Annotated in this window: 10 protein-coding genes and 2 pseudogenes; 6 read left to right on the forward strand and 6 right to left on the reverse strand. The window is 65.3% G+C overall.

Features of this window, described 5'->3' with window-relative positions; all coding sequences use genetic code 11:
- Window positions 1-50: 50 nt before the first annotated feature.
- A complete protein-coding gene (dkgB, locus tag ACVOLL_RS18315; protein ID WP_481514187.1) occupies window positions 51-851 on the forward strand; it encodes a 2,5-didehydrogluconate reductase DkgB in 801 nt (266 codons plus the stop codon).
- A gap of 6 nt (window positions 852-857) precedes the next feature.
- Here the strand turns inward: dkgB and ACVOLL_RS18320 are convergent, their stop codons facing one another.
- From ACVOLL_RS18320 to mgtE, 3 genes are all read right to left on the reverse strand, one after another.
- On the reverse strand, window positions 858-1583 hold the full coding sequence (locus ACVOLL_RS18320) for an alpha/beta fold hydrolase (protein WP_481514188.1): 726 nt from the start codon (window positions 1581-1583) through the stop codon (window positions 858-860).
- A gap of 190 nt (window positions 1584-1773) precedes the next feature.
- Window positions 1774-4485: a bifunctional acetate--CoA ligase family protein/GNAT family N-acetyltransferase gene (locus tag ACVOLL_RS18325; protein ID WP_481514189.1), complete on the reverse strand. Its 2712-nt coding sequence runs from the start codon at window positions 4483-4485 to the stop codon at window positions 1774-1776.
- A 258-nt stretch (window positions 4486-4743) separates the two neighbouring features.
- Window positions 4744-6114 (reverse strand): magnesium transporter, encoded by a 1371-nt coding sequence (gene mgtE, locus ACVOLL_RS18330; protein WP_481514190.1) that lies wholly within the window; start codon window positions 6112-6114, stop codon window positions 4744-4746.
- 326 nt (window positions 6115-6440) lie between these two features.
- Between mgtE and ACVOLL_RS18335 the strand changes: the two are divergent.
- Window positions 6441-7572: pseudogene (locus ACVOLL_RS18335) on the forward strand (monovalent cation:proton antiporter-2 (CPA2) family protein); the annotation flags it as partial.
- Between the two features lie 71 nt (window positions 7573-7643).
- Window positions 7644-8252: pseudogene (locus ACVOLL_RS18340) on the forward strand (NAD-binding protein); the annotation flags it as partial.
- Between the two features lie 178 nt (window positions 8253-8430).
- On the opposite strand, the gene ACVOLL_RS18345 reads toward ACVOLL_RS18340, so the two are convergent.
- Entirely contained in the window at window positions 8431-10227 is a 1797-nt protein-coding gene (locus ACVOLL_RS18345; protein WP_481514191.1) for a DUF885 domain-containing protein, read from the reverse strand.
- 271 nt (window positions 10228-10498) lie between these two features.
- Window positions 10499-12724: a S9 family peptidase gene (locus ACVOLL_RS18350; protein ID WP_481514192.1), complete on the reverse strand. Its 2226-nt coding sequence runs from the start codon at window positions 12722-12724 to the stop codon at window positions 10499-10501.
- Between the two features lie 101 nt (window positions 12725-12825).
- On the opposite strand from ACVOLL_RS18350, the gene ACVOLL_RS18355 reads away from it, so the two are divergent.
- A complete protein-coding gene (locus ACVOLL_RS18355; protein WP_481514193.1) occupies window positions 12826-14139 on the forward strand; it encodes a WD40 repeat domain-containing protein in 1314 nt (437 codons plus the stop codon).
- Window positions 14140-14199: 60 nt separating this feature from the next.
- On the opposite strand, the gene ACVOLL_RS18360 is transcribed toward ACVOLL_RS18355, so the two are convergent.
- On the reverse strand, window positions 14200-14889 hold the full coding sequence (locus ACVOLL_RS18360) for a glutathione binding-like protein (RefSeq protein ID WP_481514194.1): 690 nt from the start codon (window positions 14887-14889) through the stop codon (window positions 14200-14202).
- 107 nt (window positions 14890-14996) lie between these two features.
- On the opposite strand from ACVOLL_RS18360, the gene ACVOLL_RS18365 reads away from it, so the two are divergent.
- Both ACVOLL_RS18365 and ACVOLL_RS18370 read left to right on the forward strand, forming a co-directional pair.
- Window positions 14997-15551 (forward strand): TIGR00645 family protein, encoded by a 555-nt coding sequence (locus ACVOLL_RS18365; protein WP_481514195.1) that lies wholly within the window; start codon window positions 14997-14999, stop codon window positions 15549-15551.
- Window positions 15552-15759: 208 nt separating this feature from the next.
- Window positions 15760-16746: an energy transducer TonB gene (locus tag ACVOLL_RS18370; RefSeq protein ID WP_481514196.1), complete on the forward strand. Its 987-nt coding sequence runs from the start codon at window positions 15760-15762 to the stop codon at window positions 16744-16746.
- The last annotated feature ends 185 nt before the right edge of the window (window positions 16747-16931 follow it).

Below are 16931 nucleotides of genomic sequence, written 5' to 3' on the forward strand. Positions count from 1 at the left end.
TGTTCGCGCTGCACGGCGTAGCCTGTAAGCGCGAATTTATGGAGATTTGAATGACTATTCCCGCTATCGGCCTTGGCACCTACCGCCTCAAGGACCAGGTACTCACCGACTCCGTGCACAACGCATTGGAACTTGGCTACCGCGCCTTCGACACCGCACAGATCTACGAAAACGAGGCCGATCTGGGGGCAGCAATCGCCAGCGGCGCCGTGCCGCGCGAGCAGCTGTTTCTGACCACCAAGATCTGGATCAGCAACTTCCACCATGACGACCTGCTGGCCAGCCTGCGCGAGAGTCTGCGCAAGCTGCGCACCGATCATGTCGACCTGACCCTGATCCACTGGCCCTCGCCCAAGGACGAAGTGCCGATGGCCGAGTTCCTGGGTGCGCTGAGCGAAGCCAAGGCGTTGGGCTTGACCAAGGCGATTGGTGTCTCCAACTTCACCATCGACCTGACCCGCCAGGCCATCGCCATCCTCGGCGCCGATGCCATCGCCACCAACCAGATCGAAGTACATCCCTATCTGCAGAACCGCGCCTTGATCGCCTACCTGCGCGAGCAGGGCATCCACGTCACCGCGTTCATGAGCCTTGCCTATGGCGCGGTGCTGAAGGACCCGGTGATCCAGGCCATTGCCGACAAGCACCAGGCAAGCACCGCACAGGTCGCCTTGGCTTGGGCGCTGCAGCAGGGCTATGCGGTGATTCCGTCGTCGACCAAGCGTGAAAACCTTGCCGGCAACCTGCAGACGGCTCAGCTGAGGCTGGATGCCGAGGACATGGCACGGATCGCCGAACTGGATCGTGGTGGGCGTGTAGCCAATCCCGGGATCGCGCCAGCTTGGGATTGAAGTCGCTCAGTACGACGTTGACAGCAACCAGTCACGCATCGCCGCACTCACCTGCTCCGGCTTTTCCAGCGGCGCCAGATGGCCGCAGTCATCAATCACCATAAGGGTTGATTGCGGCATGAGTGCGGCCATCTGCTCGCTGACCGGCAGCGGCGTGATCGCATCGTTGCGCCCGCAGATGATCAAGGCCGGGCCCTGCCAGGTGCGCAGGACCTCGCTGCCATCGCTGCGTTGCAGCTGGCTCTGGCGCAGGAACACTTCAGCGCCGAGGCGTGCGGTCATGCTGCGCACGGTATCCACCAATGCATGGTCTTCGAGCCGCGAAGCATCGATGTAGCTGCGCATCAGCTTGTCGCCGAAACCATGGAAGGTGCCGGGCAGACGGACGCTGTTCTGCTGTGCCAGGCGCTGTGCAGCGCGCTCGGGCGAGTCGGGTTTGAACGAGGTATCCAGCAGGGCCAGCTTGAGTACCCGCTGCGGTGCGATGCGCAGGATTTCCTGGGCGACGTAGCCACCGAGGGAAAAGCCGGCCAGGGCGAACTGCGCCGGCGCCTTGGCCAGCACGTCTTCGGCGACCGCGCGCATCGTGGTTTGCTGGGTGAGGTCACCGACCTGGCAATCGGCGATATCGGCGAGTGCTTCGAGTTGGGACTGCCACAGCGTGGCGTCGTTGAGCAGGCCGGGCAGCAGTAGCAGCGGGGTTCTGGCTGCTGGGTCTTGGTTCGTTTGCATGGCGCTATTGTCGCGCCTTGGGGTGGTTTGGGGGTGAGGGGTTGGCTGGAGCGACAGCCAACGGCACCCCTCCCCAACCCTCCCCTTGCCTACGGCAAAGGGAGGGAGACAAGCCGCCCCCTCCCTTGCGCGTAGCGCAGGGGAGGGTTGGGGAGGGGTGCTTTTAGCTTCTCGCAGTTAGCTTTGGCTCTCAGCCACCAGCCCCAACCTCGCCCACCGGCAGCGTCACATTCATGATGGTCGAGTCATCCGGGTCGGCCTTCACCTTGAAGCCAAGGCTCTGGCACATTGCCAGCATGGTGCTGTTCTCACGCAGCACCTGCCCTTCCACAACGTTCAAACCCAGCCAGCCGGCGTACTCGATCATGACCTGCATCAGCTTCCAGCCGATGCCGTGACCCTTCAGGTCCGAGCGGATCAGGATGCCGTACTCGCCGCGGTTGTAATCCGCATCGGCGTGCAGGCGCACCGCGCCGAGCATTTCGCCGGTCTTGGGATCAATCGCCACCAGCGCGATCGAACGCGCGTAATCCAGCTGGGTCAGGCGGGCGATGAACTCGTGGCTGAAGTGCTTCACCGACTGGAAGAAGCGCAGGCGCAGGTCATCGTCGGTGACGCGCGCGAAGAAGGCACGGAACAGATCATCGTCTTCTGGTCGCACCGGGCGAAGGAAGGCCTTGCCACCATCGGATAGATCAATCGTGCGTTCCCACTCGGTGGGATACGGGAAGATCGCAAAACGCGGATGGCCGCGGCCCTTGTGCAGGCGCTTGACCGGGGTGATGGCGACGCGTGCATCCAAGGCAATCACGCCGTTGCGGTCAGCCAGCAATGGATTGAGATCCAGCGTGCGGATCTCCGGAATATCCGCCGCCAGCTGCGCCAGCTTGACCAGCACCATCGCCACCGCCCGCTCGTCCGCCGCCGGCACATCGCCATAAGCCTTGAGGATGCGCGAGACGCGGGTGCGGCCAATCACCTCATGGGCAAGCCGCAGATCCAGCGGCGGCAATGCCAGGGTCTTGTCGTCGATGACCTCCACCGCCGTACCGCCACGGCCGAACACCACCACCGGCCCGAATACCGGATCATCGGCAATGCCGGCGATCAGCTCGCGCGCCTTGGGCCGGGTCAGGCTGGGTTGCACCAGCACGCCCTCGATGCGGGCCTGCGGACGCTTCTCACGGGCACGCTGCAGGATGGTGGTTGCCGCGGACTGCACCGCACGCAGGCTGCCCAGGTTCAAGCGCACGCCATCGACTTCGGATTTGTGCGGGATATCGGGCGAGAAAATCTTCACCGCCACGCTCATGCCCTGCTCCAGCAGCGGTTGGGCCAGATCCATCGCTTCGTGCGGATCGCGCGCAACCATCACTTCCAATGACGGGATGCCATAGGCCAGCAGCAGCTTGTGGGTGGCAACCGGGTCCAACCATTGCTGGTCATTGGCCAGCGCCGCCTCGACCAGCGCGCGCGCGGCCGGCACATCCACCACGAAATCCGCCGGCAGGCTGGGCGGCGTTTCCATCAGCGCGGTCTGCGCCTCGCGGTAGCGCACCAGATGCTGGAAGCCGCGCACGGCATCGGCTTCGGTGGGATAGGTCGGCACGCGGGCGGTGTTGAGGGTGACCGTGGCGCGATCGTCATTGCCCAGCCATACCGCGAACACCGGCTTGTCGCGCAGCTGCCGCGAGCGTTGCCCCAGCGTGGTGGTCAGCGCCTGTGCGGCTTCGGCCGAGGAGGTGAACGCGGTGGGTACGTTGATCACCAGCACCGCGTCGTTGGCGTCGTCGGACAGCAGCGCTTCAATCGCCGAGGCGTAACGGCCGCCATCAGCATCGACCACGATGTCGACCGGATTGTCGCGCGACCAGCCCTGCGGCAGCGCTTGGTCCAGCAGTTCGACGGTGCCCGGTGACAACTCGGCCAGGCTGCCGCCGAGTGCCTGCAGCTGATCCACTGCCAGCCGGCCAACACCGCCGCCGTTGCTGAGGATGGCCAAACGGCGCCCCGGGAAGGTTCCGAGACGGCCCAGGGTTTCGGCGGCAGTGAACAACTCATCCAGTGCATTCACCCGCAGCAGGCCAGCGCGGTTGAAGGCTGCGCCGTAGACCGCGTCGGAATCAGCCAGCGCCTGCGAATGGGTTGTGACGACTTCGTCACTGCCACGCGACTTGCGCCCTGATTTGACCACCACCACAGGCTTGGCACGCGCAGCGGCGCGGGCAGCCGACATGAACTTGCGCGCGTCGCTGATCTGGTCGACGTAGAGCAGGATGGCGCGGGTGCGGTAATCGCTGGCGAAGTAGTCGAGCAGGTCGCCGAAGTCGACGTCCAGCGCATCGCCCAGCGATACCACCGCCGAGAAGCCGACCGAGCGCGCCACGCCCCATTCCACCAGCGCAGCGGCAATCGCGCTGGATTCGGAAATCAGCGCCAGATCGCCGGCCTGCGGCGTGTGCGCGGCGATGCTGGCGTTGAGCCGTGCGTGTGGGGCGATGACGCCCAGGCAATGCGGGCCGAGCACGCGCATGCCCTGGGGCCGTGCGGCGGCTTCCACCTGTGCGGCCAGCGAGCCCGGGCCCTTGCCCAAGCCGGAGGTGAGGATGATGGCCGCGGCCACGCCCAGGTCGGCGGCTTGCGCGACTACCTGCGGCAACAGCGTTGCCGGCACGGTGATGACCACCAGGTCCGGAATCCACGGCAGGTCCTTGAGCTTCTTGACCGTGCGCATGCCGTCGATTTCGGCATAGCGCGGGCTGACCCAGCCAATCTGCCCGGCAAAGCCGCCGGCACGCAGATTGCGGATTACCGCGCGGCCGGCGGAACGATCACGCGGGCTTCCGCCAATCACTGCCACCGAACGTGGGCGGAATACGGTCTGCAGGTGATAGGTGCTCATTGCGACGCCTGTTGCGGGTACCCGGTCAAAGGTACACGGCTGCGGTGCTGGGTGGGCTGCGTTGGATCAAAGTGGGGAATTGGATTTGGCGAAGAGCACCCCTCCCCGGCCCTCCCCTTGGCTGGCGCCAAAGGGAGGGAGACAAGCTGCCCCCTCCCTTGCGCGTAGCGCAGGGGAGGGTTGGGGAGGGGTGGCTTTTGCGTTTGCCGTTGGGTTTGCCGGTAGAGCCCTTGCCGAGCATGGCTCGGCACTACATTGCTAGAGCAACGTTCCGCCGAGGATCATTGCGGCGATGCTGAAATAGATCACCAGCCCGGTGACATCCACCAGCGTTGCCACGAATGGGGCCGAGGCGCTGGCCGGGTCAAAGCCCAGGCGCTTGAGCACGAACGGCAGCATCGAGCCGGACAGGGAACCGAAGGTGACGATGCCGATCAGCGCCGCGCCGATGGTCACCGCCAGCAGCTTCCAATGCTCGCCGTAGTCGTGCAGACCGGCCAGCTGCCAGACGGTGATGCGGATGATCGCCAAGGTGCCGAGGATCGCCCCCAGCACCACGCCGGTTGGCAGCTCGCGCAGCGCAACTTTCCACCAGTCACGCAGGCGCAGTTCGCGCAGCGCCAGCGAGCGGATCAGCAGCGAGGTCGCCTGCGAGCCGGAATTGCCGCCCGAGCTCATGATCAGCGGGATGAACAATGTCAGCACCACCGCTCGCGCCAGCTCGTCCTCGTAGTGCTGCATGGCGCTGGCGGTGAGCATCTCGCCGAGGAACAGCACGCTCAACCAGCCGGCGCGCTTGCGCAGCATCTCCAGGAAGCCGATCTGCATGTACGGCTTGTCCAGGGCTTCCACACCACCGAACTTGTGCACGTCCTCGGTGGATTCATCGATCAGTGCATCGAGGATGTCGTCGACGGTGACGATCCCCAGCATCTGCTGCTGTGCATCCACCACCGGGATCGCCAGCAGGTCGTGGCGGCGGATCAGCTGCGCCACCTCTTCCTGGTCGAGCAAGGCATCCACCGTCACCGGCGGATTGACCTGGGCAACCGACAGGATCGAATCCTCCGGCTCGCCGGTGATCAGCCGCCGCATCGTCACCACCTGCAGCAGCTGGCGGGTCTGCGGGTCCAGCACATAGATGGCGTAGACCGTCTCGCGGCTGCGCTCCACTTCGCGGATGTGCTGCAGGGTCTGCGCCACCGTCCAGTCTGCCGGCACGCCGACAAACTCGGTGGTCATCAAGGCACCGGCGGTGTTGGGCGGATAGCTCAGCAGCAGCTGGATCGAGCGCCGCGCCTCCGGTGCCAGCAGTGGGATCAGCCGTGCGCGCTCGGCATCATCCAGCTCATGGACGATATCGGTGGCACGGTCGTCGGCCATCAGCCCCAGCAGGGCCGCGGCGCGGGCCGGCGGCAACGCCGCGATCAGTTCCCCAGCATGCTGCAGCTCAGGTGCTTCCAGCAGTTTGACCGCACGCGGCAATGACAATGCTGCCAGGGTATTGGTTGCCTGGGGCAATGGCAGGGCGTTGAGATACTCCACCGCGTCGGCGGTGTTGTAATCGGCAAGGGGCGCGCTCAGCGTGGCTGCGTCCACCACTGGCCGCAGAAATTGCTTCTGGTTCATGTTGATTCGCCTGTTCTGGATTGCGACCGCAACGCCAGCACGGGGCGAACCAGCCCTGTCAGGCGGTTGCCGTCGCTGGTGTCGACGATCGCGATCGACTTCTACTGTCGCTGGACATGGGTTGGACTCCGGAAAGGTGCTGCGCGGTTCTACCGCCAGCGGCGCGAGTCTGGTCCTGTTGGCCGACGGGGTCAAGCCTGCACCGCTGCATCCCGCCAATGGAGGGCTGCTGTTCGCATTCACTCACGGCACAGTCCGCATAATGTGAAATCCTCGGTAGGCAGCTGCCCGACCGGTCAGCTGAATCAATCAAGGAATCCCTTTCAATGCATGGCACCGGTCTCGAATTAGCCTTGGTACTGCTGCTGGCGGCGGTCATCGCCGTGCCGGTATTCAAGCGTTTCGGGCTGGGCGCGGTGCTGGGCTACCTGGCCGCTGGCGTGGTGCTGGGGCCGCATGTGCTGGGCTTCGTGCAGGACGCCGACCGCATCCTCAATGCCGCCGAGATCGGCGTGGTGATGCTCTTGTTCGTGATCGGGCTGGAGCTGTCGCCGTCGCGGCTGATGGTGATGCGACGGCCGGTGTTCGGCGCCGGCACGGTGCAGGTGCTGATCAGTGCGGTGGTGCTGGGCGGCCTGCTGTTGCTCAATCACTTCTCGTGGAAGAGCGCGCTGGTGATCGGCACCGCGCTGGCCCTGTCTTCAACGGCGGTCGGCCTGCAGCTGTTGTCCGAGCACAAGGCGCTCAATTCCGACTATGGCCGGCTAGGCTTCGCCATCCTGCTGTTCCAGGATCTGGTCGCCATTCCCCTGCTGGCGGCCATCCCCTTGCTGGGCGGGGTCAAGAACGAAACCCTGAGCTGGCAGGATGCCTCCATCGCGCTGGGTGCGCTGATGCTGGTGATCGTGCTCGGCCGGCCGATACTGCGCCAGCTGTTCAATATCGTCGCCCGTACCCGCATGCCGGAAGTGTTCACCGCCACGGCCTTGCTGGTGGTGTTGGGCACGGCCTGGTTCATGGCCGAGGCCGGGCTCAGCGCCAGCCTGGGTGCCTTCGTCGCTGGCGTGTTGCTGGCCGACTCCGAGTTCCGCCACGAGATCGAATCGCAGATCGAGCCGTTCAAGGGCCTGCTGCTCGGCCTGTTCTTCATCGCGGTTGGCATGGGCATCGACCTGAAGCGGGTTGCCGCCGAACCCGAGATCATCGCGCTGGGCGTGGCCATCCTGCTGGCGGTGAAGTTCTCCATCCTGATCGCGCTGGGCCTGGCAGCACGCATGTCGCTGCGCAGCGCCTTGATGCTGGGCAGCGTGCTGTGGCTGGGCGGCGAGTTCGCCTTCGTGGTGTTCAACGAAGCCGAACGTGCGCATCTGCTCGGGCGCATCAACCATGACCGGCTGGTGGCGGTGGTCGGTCTGTCGATGGCGATCACGCCCTTGCTGCTGCTCGCCCTGCAACGCCTGCTGCAGCTCAAGCCGCCGGCGCGGCCAGCGCAGCCCGAGCCGGACGAAACGCTGAAGGACGCCGCGGTACAGCGGCCCAAGGTGTTGATTGCCGGCATGGGCCGTTTCGGCCAGATCGTCGGCCGCCTGCTGACCGCGCAACGCATTCCCTTTGTGGCGCTGGAAGCCGACCCGGACACGGTCAAGGACCTGCGCCGCTTCGGCAACCAGCTGTACTACGGCGACCCTACCCGCCCCGATCTGCTGCGCGCAGCCGGTGCCGAACACATCCGCGTGTTCGTGATGGCGATGGACGACCCGGACACCAATCTGCGCGCGGTGCGGCTGGTGCGGCGCATGTATCCCAAGGCGACGGTGCTGGCGCGTGCGCGCAACCGTCAGCACGCATGGAAGCTGCTGGACATGTCGGCCGAGCCATTCCGCGAGGTATTCGGCTCCAGTCTTGAAGCCAGCGAACGGGTGCTGACCGCGCTCGGCTTCCCGGAAAATGTCGCGCGCGACCACGTGCAGCGTTTCCGCGAGCACGATGAAGCACTGCTCAAGGCCCAGCATCTGGTCTACGACGACGAGGTGGCGGTGATGCAGACCTCACGCGATGCCCGCGCCGACCTGATGCATCTGTTCGAGGCCGATGCGACAGACAGTACGACGGTGAAGCCTTCAAACGACAAGGAATGAAGCGGCCTGGGCTGGCATTGCTTTGTAGGAGCGGCGTCAGCCGCGAAGCTGACATTGCTGAAGTCGTTGGTATCCATGTCATCTGATGATGTTGCGGCTTCGCGGCTTACGCCGCTCCTACAAATGCAGCCATAACATCCCGGCCTCATGAAAAGGGCGCCTTGCGGCGCCCTTTTGCTTACTTGCGGCGCTGTGCCGGCAGGAAAACTTCGTTGACTGCGGCCGCCAGCTGATCCGGCGGCAACAGGCCCTGGTCGAGCAGGAAGTTGTTGAACGCCAGGCGATCGAACTTGTCGCCCAAGGCCAGCTCGGTCTGCATGCGCAGTTCCATGATGCGGGTGTAGCCGTAGAAGTAGCTGCAGGCTTGACCCGGCGAACGGACGGTATAGCGGTCCAACTCCTGCGTGGTCATCGCCTCGGACAGACCCACGCCTTCCACCAACACCTTGCGGGCGCGCTCACGGTCGGTCTGGCCCAGGTTGAGCGCGGGATCGAGCATGGCACGGGCCGCACGCAGCAGGCGGAACTGCAGCGCGATCATCTGCCCGTCCAGCGGCTCGAACGGCACCATCTCGGCTTCGGCATACAGCGCCCAGCCTTCAACATTGACGGAATTGAACGCGAACATGGTGCGCGCCAGCGAGATGCCACGCTCGACCATCGCCGCGAACTGCAGGTCATGGCCGGGACGGCCTTCGTGCGCGCTCAGCGTCCACGCCGCCGAACCGAAGTTGAAGTCGTCGTACTGCGCCTTCTCGCCCGAGGCCGGGTTGCCCAGCGGCAGCACGAAGGTGCCCTGCTGCCCGGTGTTGCCGACCAGCGGTGCCGGCAGGTAATGCGGTGCCGGCGAAGCAGCGCTTTCAGCTTCACTGCCCAGGCGCATCTGCAGCGGGCGCTGCGGCACGTCGACGATTCCCTGCTTGTGGATGATCGGATCGATCGCATCGATGACGCCACGGTAATGCGATTCGAGCTGGTCGTTGCTGATCTTGTCCTGCTTCAGCGCGCGGATCACCGCCACGTAGTCGGTGTTGTCGGCGACCTTCAGGCCTTTGGCCTGCACCACCAGCGGTGCCAACTGGCGCATCATCGCGCGGGTTTCCATGTACTCGAGCTGGGCACGCTGCATCAGCAGGGCCGGGTCGATGTCCACGCCCACTTCCTTGAGCTGGAAGGCATACAGCTCGGCCGGCAAGCGGTTGTCGGTGCGCGCCTTGGGCAGCACCTCCTTGCTGGTCCAGGCGATGTAATCCTTCATCTGCGTGGACAGCTCGGCCAGCGAGGCGTCTGCGCCGTCGATCTTGTACTTGGCGAACAGCTTGCCGATGCCGGCGATGTAGGTGTCGACGTTGGCCAACGCCTGATCCACTTCAATCTTCGTCGGCTGCAGCAGATTGGGCGTGCCGCTCTTTTCCTCGTAGCGCTGGCGCGCGAGGGTGGCCAGCGGCTGCGTGCCCGGGGCCTTGCCGAGGTAGGCATTGAGGCGGTCCAGTGCCTTGGCCCGGCGCGCTTCCGGCACCTGGTCGGAGAGCAGGCCGTTGATGCCGCCGAACACGGTCTGCGGCACATCCACCCACGGCATCAGGTGTTGTTCGTTGAGGGTGCTGCTTTCAATATTGCGCTCGGCGGCGCCGATCATGATCGCCAGATCCTGGCGCAGGTTGGGATCGCGCTCGACCTGCAGCTTCTCGCGCAGCTGGTCGCGCGCCTTGTTCATGGCGGCGCGGTAGCGCCCGGTGTTGTCGGCGCGCAGATCGACGACCTTGTCGTCATAGCCAGGCACGCCGAAGAAGCTGGTCAACTCCGGCTGGAACGGTGCCTGCGCCTGCAGCAGGATCTGCGCCAGCTCATTGCTGCGCGCAACCCAGGCCGGGGCAGCGGGCGTGGTCTTGGTCGATGCGGGTGCGGCGGCGGTCGCGGTGAGCGGCAGCGGGGCGGCAAGGGCGAGCGCGACGGCGAGGACGAGAGGCTTCATGGACAGCTCCGTAAGGGATGGGCTGACCGTACGCAGTCGCCGCCGGGGCGGCAAGGGTAGGAAGTGGGGGCTGGGCCGGATTGGAGATTCGGGATTGGGGCAGGAGCAACAGCAGGAGCACCCCTCCCCAACCCTCCCCTTGGCCTTTGGCCAAAGGGAGGGGGCTGAGCTTTGCTCCCTCCCTTTCGCGTAGCGAAGGGGAGAGTTGGGGAGGGGTGCTTTTGGCTTTAAGCCTGCCCCCCTCACCCACAAATCAAAACAACAACACTCCTCAAGGCTTCAAACAACGCCCAAGGAAGTTCTCAGCCATCCGATAGCGGTGCAACGCATCCGCGCCCGACAAACCATGCTTCGCGCCCGGGTAGGTCATCAGCTCGAACGGCTGGCCACGCTGCTGCAGCGCGCTCATCAGGGCGGTCGAATTGGAGAACAGCACGTTGTCATCGGCCATGCCGTGGATCAGCAGCAGCGGCGAGGTCAGCCCGGCGATGTGCGTCAGCACCCGCGCTTCGCGGTAGCCATCGACATTGGCTGCCGGCAGGTTCATGTAGCGCTCGGTGTAATGGGTGTCGTACAGGCCCCAATCGGTGACCGGTGCGCCAGCGACGCCACAGGCGTACTGGTCCGAGGCCTTGGCCAGCAGCATCAAGGTCATGTAGCCGCCGTTGGACCAGCCCTGCACGCCAATGCGGTTGCCATCCACCCACGGCTGCGACTTCAGCCACTCCACGCCCTTGAGCTGGTCGGCCACTTCCACCGTGCCCTGCACGCCGTACAGCGCGCCACCGAAGTCACGGCCGCGACGCGGCGTGCCACGGTTATCCAGCGAGAACACCACATAGCCGCGCTGGGCCAGGTACTGGTTGAACAGGTGATCGCCACGGCCGGGCCAGCTGTCGGTCACGGTCTGCGAGGCCGGGCCGCCGTACACGTAGACGGCGACCGGATACTTCTTCGCCGGATCGAAGCCTTCCGGCTTGATCACGCTGTAGTTGAGCGGCGTCTTGCCATCTGCAGCGGTCAGCGTGCCGTATTCAACCGGACGCTGTGCGTCGCGGTACCTGGCATACGGGTGTTTGGCGTCGGCCAGGTTGTTGTCCAGCAAGGTGGCGATCTTTTCGCCATTGGCCCGGAACAACTCGATCTGCGGCGGCGTGGTGCTGTTGGACCAACTGTCCACATAGACGCTGGCGTTCTTGGCGAACGCGGCGCTGTGCATGCCGGCGGTCTTCGACAGCCTGGTCGGCGTGCCGCCGGCCAGCGGCACGGAATAGATTTCGCTACGCAGAGCGGAGTCGACACCGGCACGGAAGTAGACAGTGCCGGCTTCTTCATCGACGGCCAGCAGTTCATCGACAGGCCAGTTGCCCGAGGTCAGGGCGGTCTGGTTGCGGCCATCCGCGCTGGAGACATACAGATGCTGGAAGCCGCTGCGCTCGGACGACCACAGGAAGCGACCATCCTTGAGGAACTTCAGGCTGTTGTGCAGCGGCACCCAGGTCTTGCTGGTCTCGGTGAGCAGCAGCTGTTGCTTGCCGTCGGCCAGATTGGCTTCGATCAGCTCCAGCGTGTGCTGGTCGCGGCTCTGGCGCTGGAAGCTCAGGTGCTGGCCGTCGCGCCATTTCACGCGGGTCAGGTAGATATCGGTCTGCTTGCCCAGATCCACCCAGTTGATCGCCGCATCAGCGCGCGGCGCGATCACGCCAAGGGTGACCAGCACGTTGTGATCACCGGCTGCCGGGTAACGCTGCTCGACCATCTCCACGCGGTCGGCATACATCTCATAGCGCTTCTGCACCGGCACCGGCGATTCGTCGATGCGGGCGAAGGCAATGGCCGAGTCATCCGGCGCCCACCAGTAGCCGGTGTGGCGGTCCATTTCCTCATCGGCGACGAATTCGGCCACACCGTTGCCGATGGTGGCGCTGCCGTCGCGGGTCAGCTGCAGCTGCTTGCCGCTGGCCAGGTCGATTACCCACAGGTTGCGCTCGCGCACGAAGCTGACGAAGCCTCCCTTGGGCGAGAGCTTGGCGTCGGTGCTGAAGCCTTCACCATTGGTGAGCTTGCGCACCGCGGCGCTGCCCTGCTTGCCCAGGTCGTAGAGATAGAGCTCGCCACCCAGCGGGAACAGCAGGGTCTTCGCATCCGGCGACCACTGGTAGTCAACGATGCCGCTGAAGGCGGCGATGCGCTGGCGCTCACGGCGTGCCTTTTCGGCGTCGCTCAGGGTTTCGGTGCCGGGCAGCACCACCTTGGAATCGACCAGCAGCCGGGTCTGGCCGCTGGCGATGTCGTATTCCCACAGGTCCAGCTGCTTGACGTCGCTGTCCTTGCCACGCAGGAAGGTGACCCGCGAACCATCCGGCGCCACCTTGGGCTTCATCAACGTGGGGCCGGACAGCGGCGCCTTGCCGGTGATGGCTTCGAGGGTGAGCTTTTCGGCGTGGACAGCGGGAGTGGCTAGGATCATGGCAAGGGCTAGAAACAAGGGACGCATGGGATTCCTGTCGGGACAGCACGTATCGGGCCATCCTAGCGAACCACGGCGTGCTGTGCTTCCATCGAAAGTCCTGCTTCGATGATCCCGTTCGCACCCACATGACCGATTCCGCTCCACACCTGCGCTGGCAGGCCGCCGTCCATGCCTACGCCAGCCATCTCAACGATTACGTCGCCCGTGGTGATGCCTGCAACTGGAAGGGCATGGGCCAGCCGCAGGATCCACCCGATCTGTCGGCGCTGTTGCCGACGCTGATGGAAGCGCTGCGCACCGCCAATGCCAACGGCGACGAGGCGGCACTGGCGCAGCTGCGCGGGCAATGGCCGCCGCTGCATGAGGCTACCCAGCCGCTGCTGGAGGCCAATGGCCAGGGCTTCAGCGCGCTGGCCTGGCTGCCCGACGGCAGCCTGCTGGTGCGCACCGGTGCCTGGTACGAGCCGGGCCAGGTGCTGATGGTGCGCGGACTGGACGCCCGTCCCCTGCCCGACGTGGCGATGTTCGGCAGCAGCCCGGACCGGCAGCTGGTCGCGTTCGCCACGGACCGGCACATCCGCATCATGCACAACGAACGAAGCGAGCCCGTCGCCGAGCTTCCGCTGCCACGTGGCGACGAGGCCTTGCCGGCAGGCCTGGCCGCCTTGGCCGAAGCCGAAGACGAAGCCGCGATCCAGCAGCTGATCCCCTTCAACGACGGACAGCGCGCGGTGGTGGTGCGTGCCGATGGTGTGTTCCTGTGCAGCGCCGGCGGCATCCAGCGGCTGTTGCCGACCGCCGACGAACTGCAGGAACAGGCTGCCGACGAAGACCCTTATGCGGTGCGGCTGGACATGGTGCATGCCGCGGTTTCGCCCGATGGTCAGTGGATCGCCTGCGGCCAGCAGGATGGCCACCACCGGATCTTCGATGGCCAGGGCCAAGCGGTCTGCACGATTGGTCCGCACGGCGAGTACCCGCATCACGCGGCGTTCTTCGCCGATGGCCAGCATGTCGCGCTGAACGCTTGCCACTTCTACAACGGCGCCACCATCGCGGTGGAAACCGCCGCCTTTGGCCAGATCAGCACCGACTTCTACGAAGACCACCCAGCGCTGCGGGTGGTGGACCCGGGCGGGCGCATCTACGCCAGCGCGACGGTGGCCGGTGGACTGGTGCTGGGCGACGCCTATGGTTACCTGCGCGCGGTGGATGCGGCCGGCAACCTGCTATGGAAGCAGCATGTCGGCAGCACCATCAGTGCGATGGCCAGTTCCGCCGATGGCCGCCTACTGGCGGTGGGCAGCCATTCGGGCACGGTGCACCTGCTCGACCTGACATCGACCGCCGCCAATCCGGAACAGGTCGGCGTGGGCGCGCACCCGGAGATCCGTCGCTGGCTGTTCTGGAAGCAGGAAGCCACGCCGCTGGCGTGGTGATTCTTCCGCCGCGCAGCGTGCCGCCGGCATGGCGGCCGCTGCCCGATCCCCTGCTAGGCTTCAGCGCTGCCCGAACAGCAGGCGCTTTTCCTCATCGCTGAGCGGCTGGCCGGCCTGCGGGTTCACCGTCGGCCCGATCGCATAGGCACGCTGGGTGCCCGGACGCTCGGCGATGGCCTGGTGCCAGCGGCGCAGGTGCGGGAAGGCATCGAAATCCACCGGCAGCTTGGCGTAGGCACCAATCCACGGGTAGCTGGCCATGTCGGCGATGCCGTAATCGTCGCCGCCAAGGAACGCCGACTCGGACAGGCGCTTGTCCATCACCCGGTGCAGGCGCCGCACCTCACTGTCATAGCGTTCGATCGCGTAGGGGATGCGCTCGGGTGCGTAGACGTTGAAATGACCCATCTGCCCGCTCATCGGGCCCAGCCCGCCCATCTGCCAGAACAGCCATTCCAGGGTGGCGGCGCGGCCGCGCAGGTCGGCCGGGATGAAGCGACCGGTCTTCTCGGCCAGGTACAGCAGGATGGCACCGGACTCGAACACGCTCAGCGGCGCACCGCCGTCGGCCGGGGCATGGTCGACGATGGCCGGCATCTTGTTGTTCGGCGAAATGGCGAGGAATTCCGGCAGGAACTGGTCACCCTTGCCGATGTTGACCGGGTGCACGCTGTACTCCAGCCCCGCCTCCTCCAGGAACAAGGTGATCTTGTGGCCGTTGGGAGTTGGCCAGTAGTAAAGGTCGATCATGAATACGCCTCGGCAGAACCATCCTCAGGGGCCTCTACGGTAGCCGCTTGGCAGCCTTCCGGGCGACCGGTAACCTCCCCTGTTTCCGCAACGCACCATCCTTCCCAATGTCTGAACAGAAATCACTGAGCCCGCTGTCCTCCCTGATCTTCGCTTCACGCTGGCTGCAGCTGCCGCTGTACCTGGGCTTGATCCTGGCGCAATGCGTCTATGTATTCCTGTTCGGCAAGGAGCTGTGGCACCTGATCCACTCGGCCACGCAGATGACCGAGCAGCTGATCATGCTGGCGGTGCTGGGCCTGATCGATGTGGTGATGATCTCCAACCTGCTGGTGATGGTGATCGTGGGCGGCTATGAAACCTTCGTCTCGCGCCTGCGCCTGCACAACCACCCGGACCAGCCGGAGTGGCTGAGCCACGTGAACGCCTCGGTGCTGAAGGTGAAACTGGCGATGGCGATCATCGGCATCTCCTCCATCCACCTGCTCAAGACCTTCATCGAGATCGGCACCTTGGGCGCCGAAGGCAGCAAGTACACCGAAGCCGGCGTGCTGTGGCAGACCATCATCCATTGCGTGTTCATCCTGTCGGCCATTGGTATTGCCTGGACCGACAAGCTGATGTCCGGCAGCCACGCCAAGCCGGCATCCAACGCGCACTGAGCAACAACAGGGATGGGCGCCATATGATGTGACGCCCATCACTTTTTCATTTCAACGTCATCATCGACCGCCGCATACCTTGCCGGCGATGCTAGATTCGCGCTTCACTGCTGATGGGTACGGCATCGGGAAATGCCATCGCCTCGCGCCGCCAAGGCAAACGCAGTCCACGTTCGTCGATTCAAGGGGATGTTTGATGTCGTACGTCATGAGTAAAGGCAAGCTGCGCCTGTTGGCGCCCGCTCTTCTGCTGACCACACTGGTCGCCTGTTCCGGCAAGGATGAACCCGCCGCACCCGCCGCTGCACCAGCCACGCCTGCGGCAGCTGCACCGGCCGCACCGGCGGTAGCTGAGAAGGTCCAGGCCATGGACACCCAGCAGCTGCGCGATCTGGCCAGCGCCGCACTGCGCGACAACCGCATGTACGCGCCGGCTGGCGACAACGCCATGGAGTACTACCTGGCGCTGCGCGACAAGCTACCCAACGACGCCTCGATCAAGAGCGCGCTGACCGACCTGCAGCCCTATACCTTGATTGCCGCCGAGCAGGCCCTGAGCCGCGAAGACTTCACCGAAACCCAGCGCCTGATCGCACTGGTGGAAAAGGTAGACCCGACCGCGCCGGCGCTGCCGCGCCTGAAGCAGGGCGTCACCGGCAGCATGCAGGTTGCCGAACGCCGCACCGTCGAAGAAGCCGACAAGGCCAAGAAGGACGCCGAGACCCGCGCCAAGCAGCAGGTCGAGCAGCAGCGCCTGGCCCAGCAGCAGGCCGCCGAAGCCACCGCCGCGCAGCAGCTGGCAGCAAAGCAGGAAGCCGCGCGCAAGGACAGCGAGCGTCAGGAAGCCGAGCGCCAGGCCGCCACCCGCCGCGAAGCCGAGCAGCGCAGCGCGGCGCAGGCGGCCGCCCAGCAGGCCGCCGCGCCCAAGCCGGCTGCAGCACCGACGCTGCGTGCAGTCAGCACCCCGGCCCCGCGTTACCCGGCCGACGCGTTGCGTTCAGGCACCTCCGGCGAAGTGTTGGTGGAGCTGAGCATCGGCACCGACGGCTCGGTCACCGACGCCCGCGTACTGCGCGCCACCCCGGCACGTACCTTCGACCGCGAAGCCTTGAATGCGGTGAAGCGCTGGAAGTTCGAGCCGATCAGCAGCCCGACCACCACCCGTCGCACCTTGGCGTTTGCGCCGAACAAGTAGGCGGTTCTGGTTTGGTAGTGCCGAGCCATGCTCGGCAGAAGCCTTACCGGTAGAGCCCAAGCCGAGCATGGCTCGGCTCTACAGGTGGAGCAAAAGCAGAGGCCCGGAGCGATCCGGGCCTTTGTTGTTTTGGTAGTGCCGAGCCATGCTCGGCAGAGGCCTTACCGGTAGAGCCCATGCCGAGC

This window comes from Stenotrophomonas sp. STEN035, from assembly GCF_056759935.1.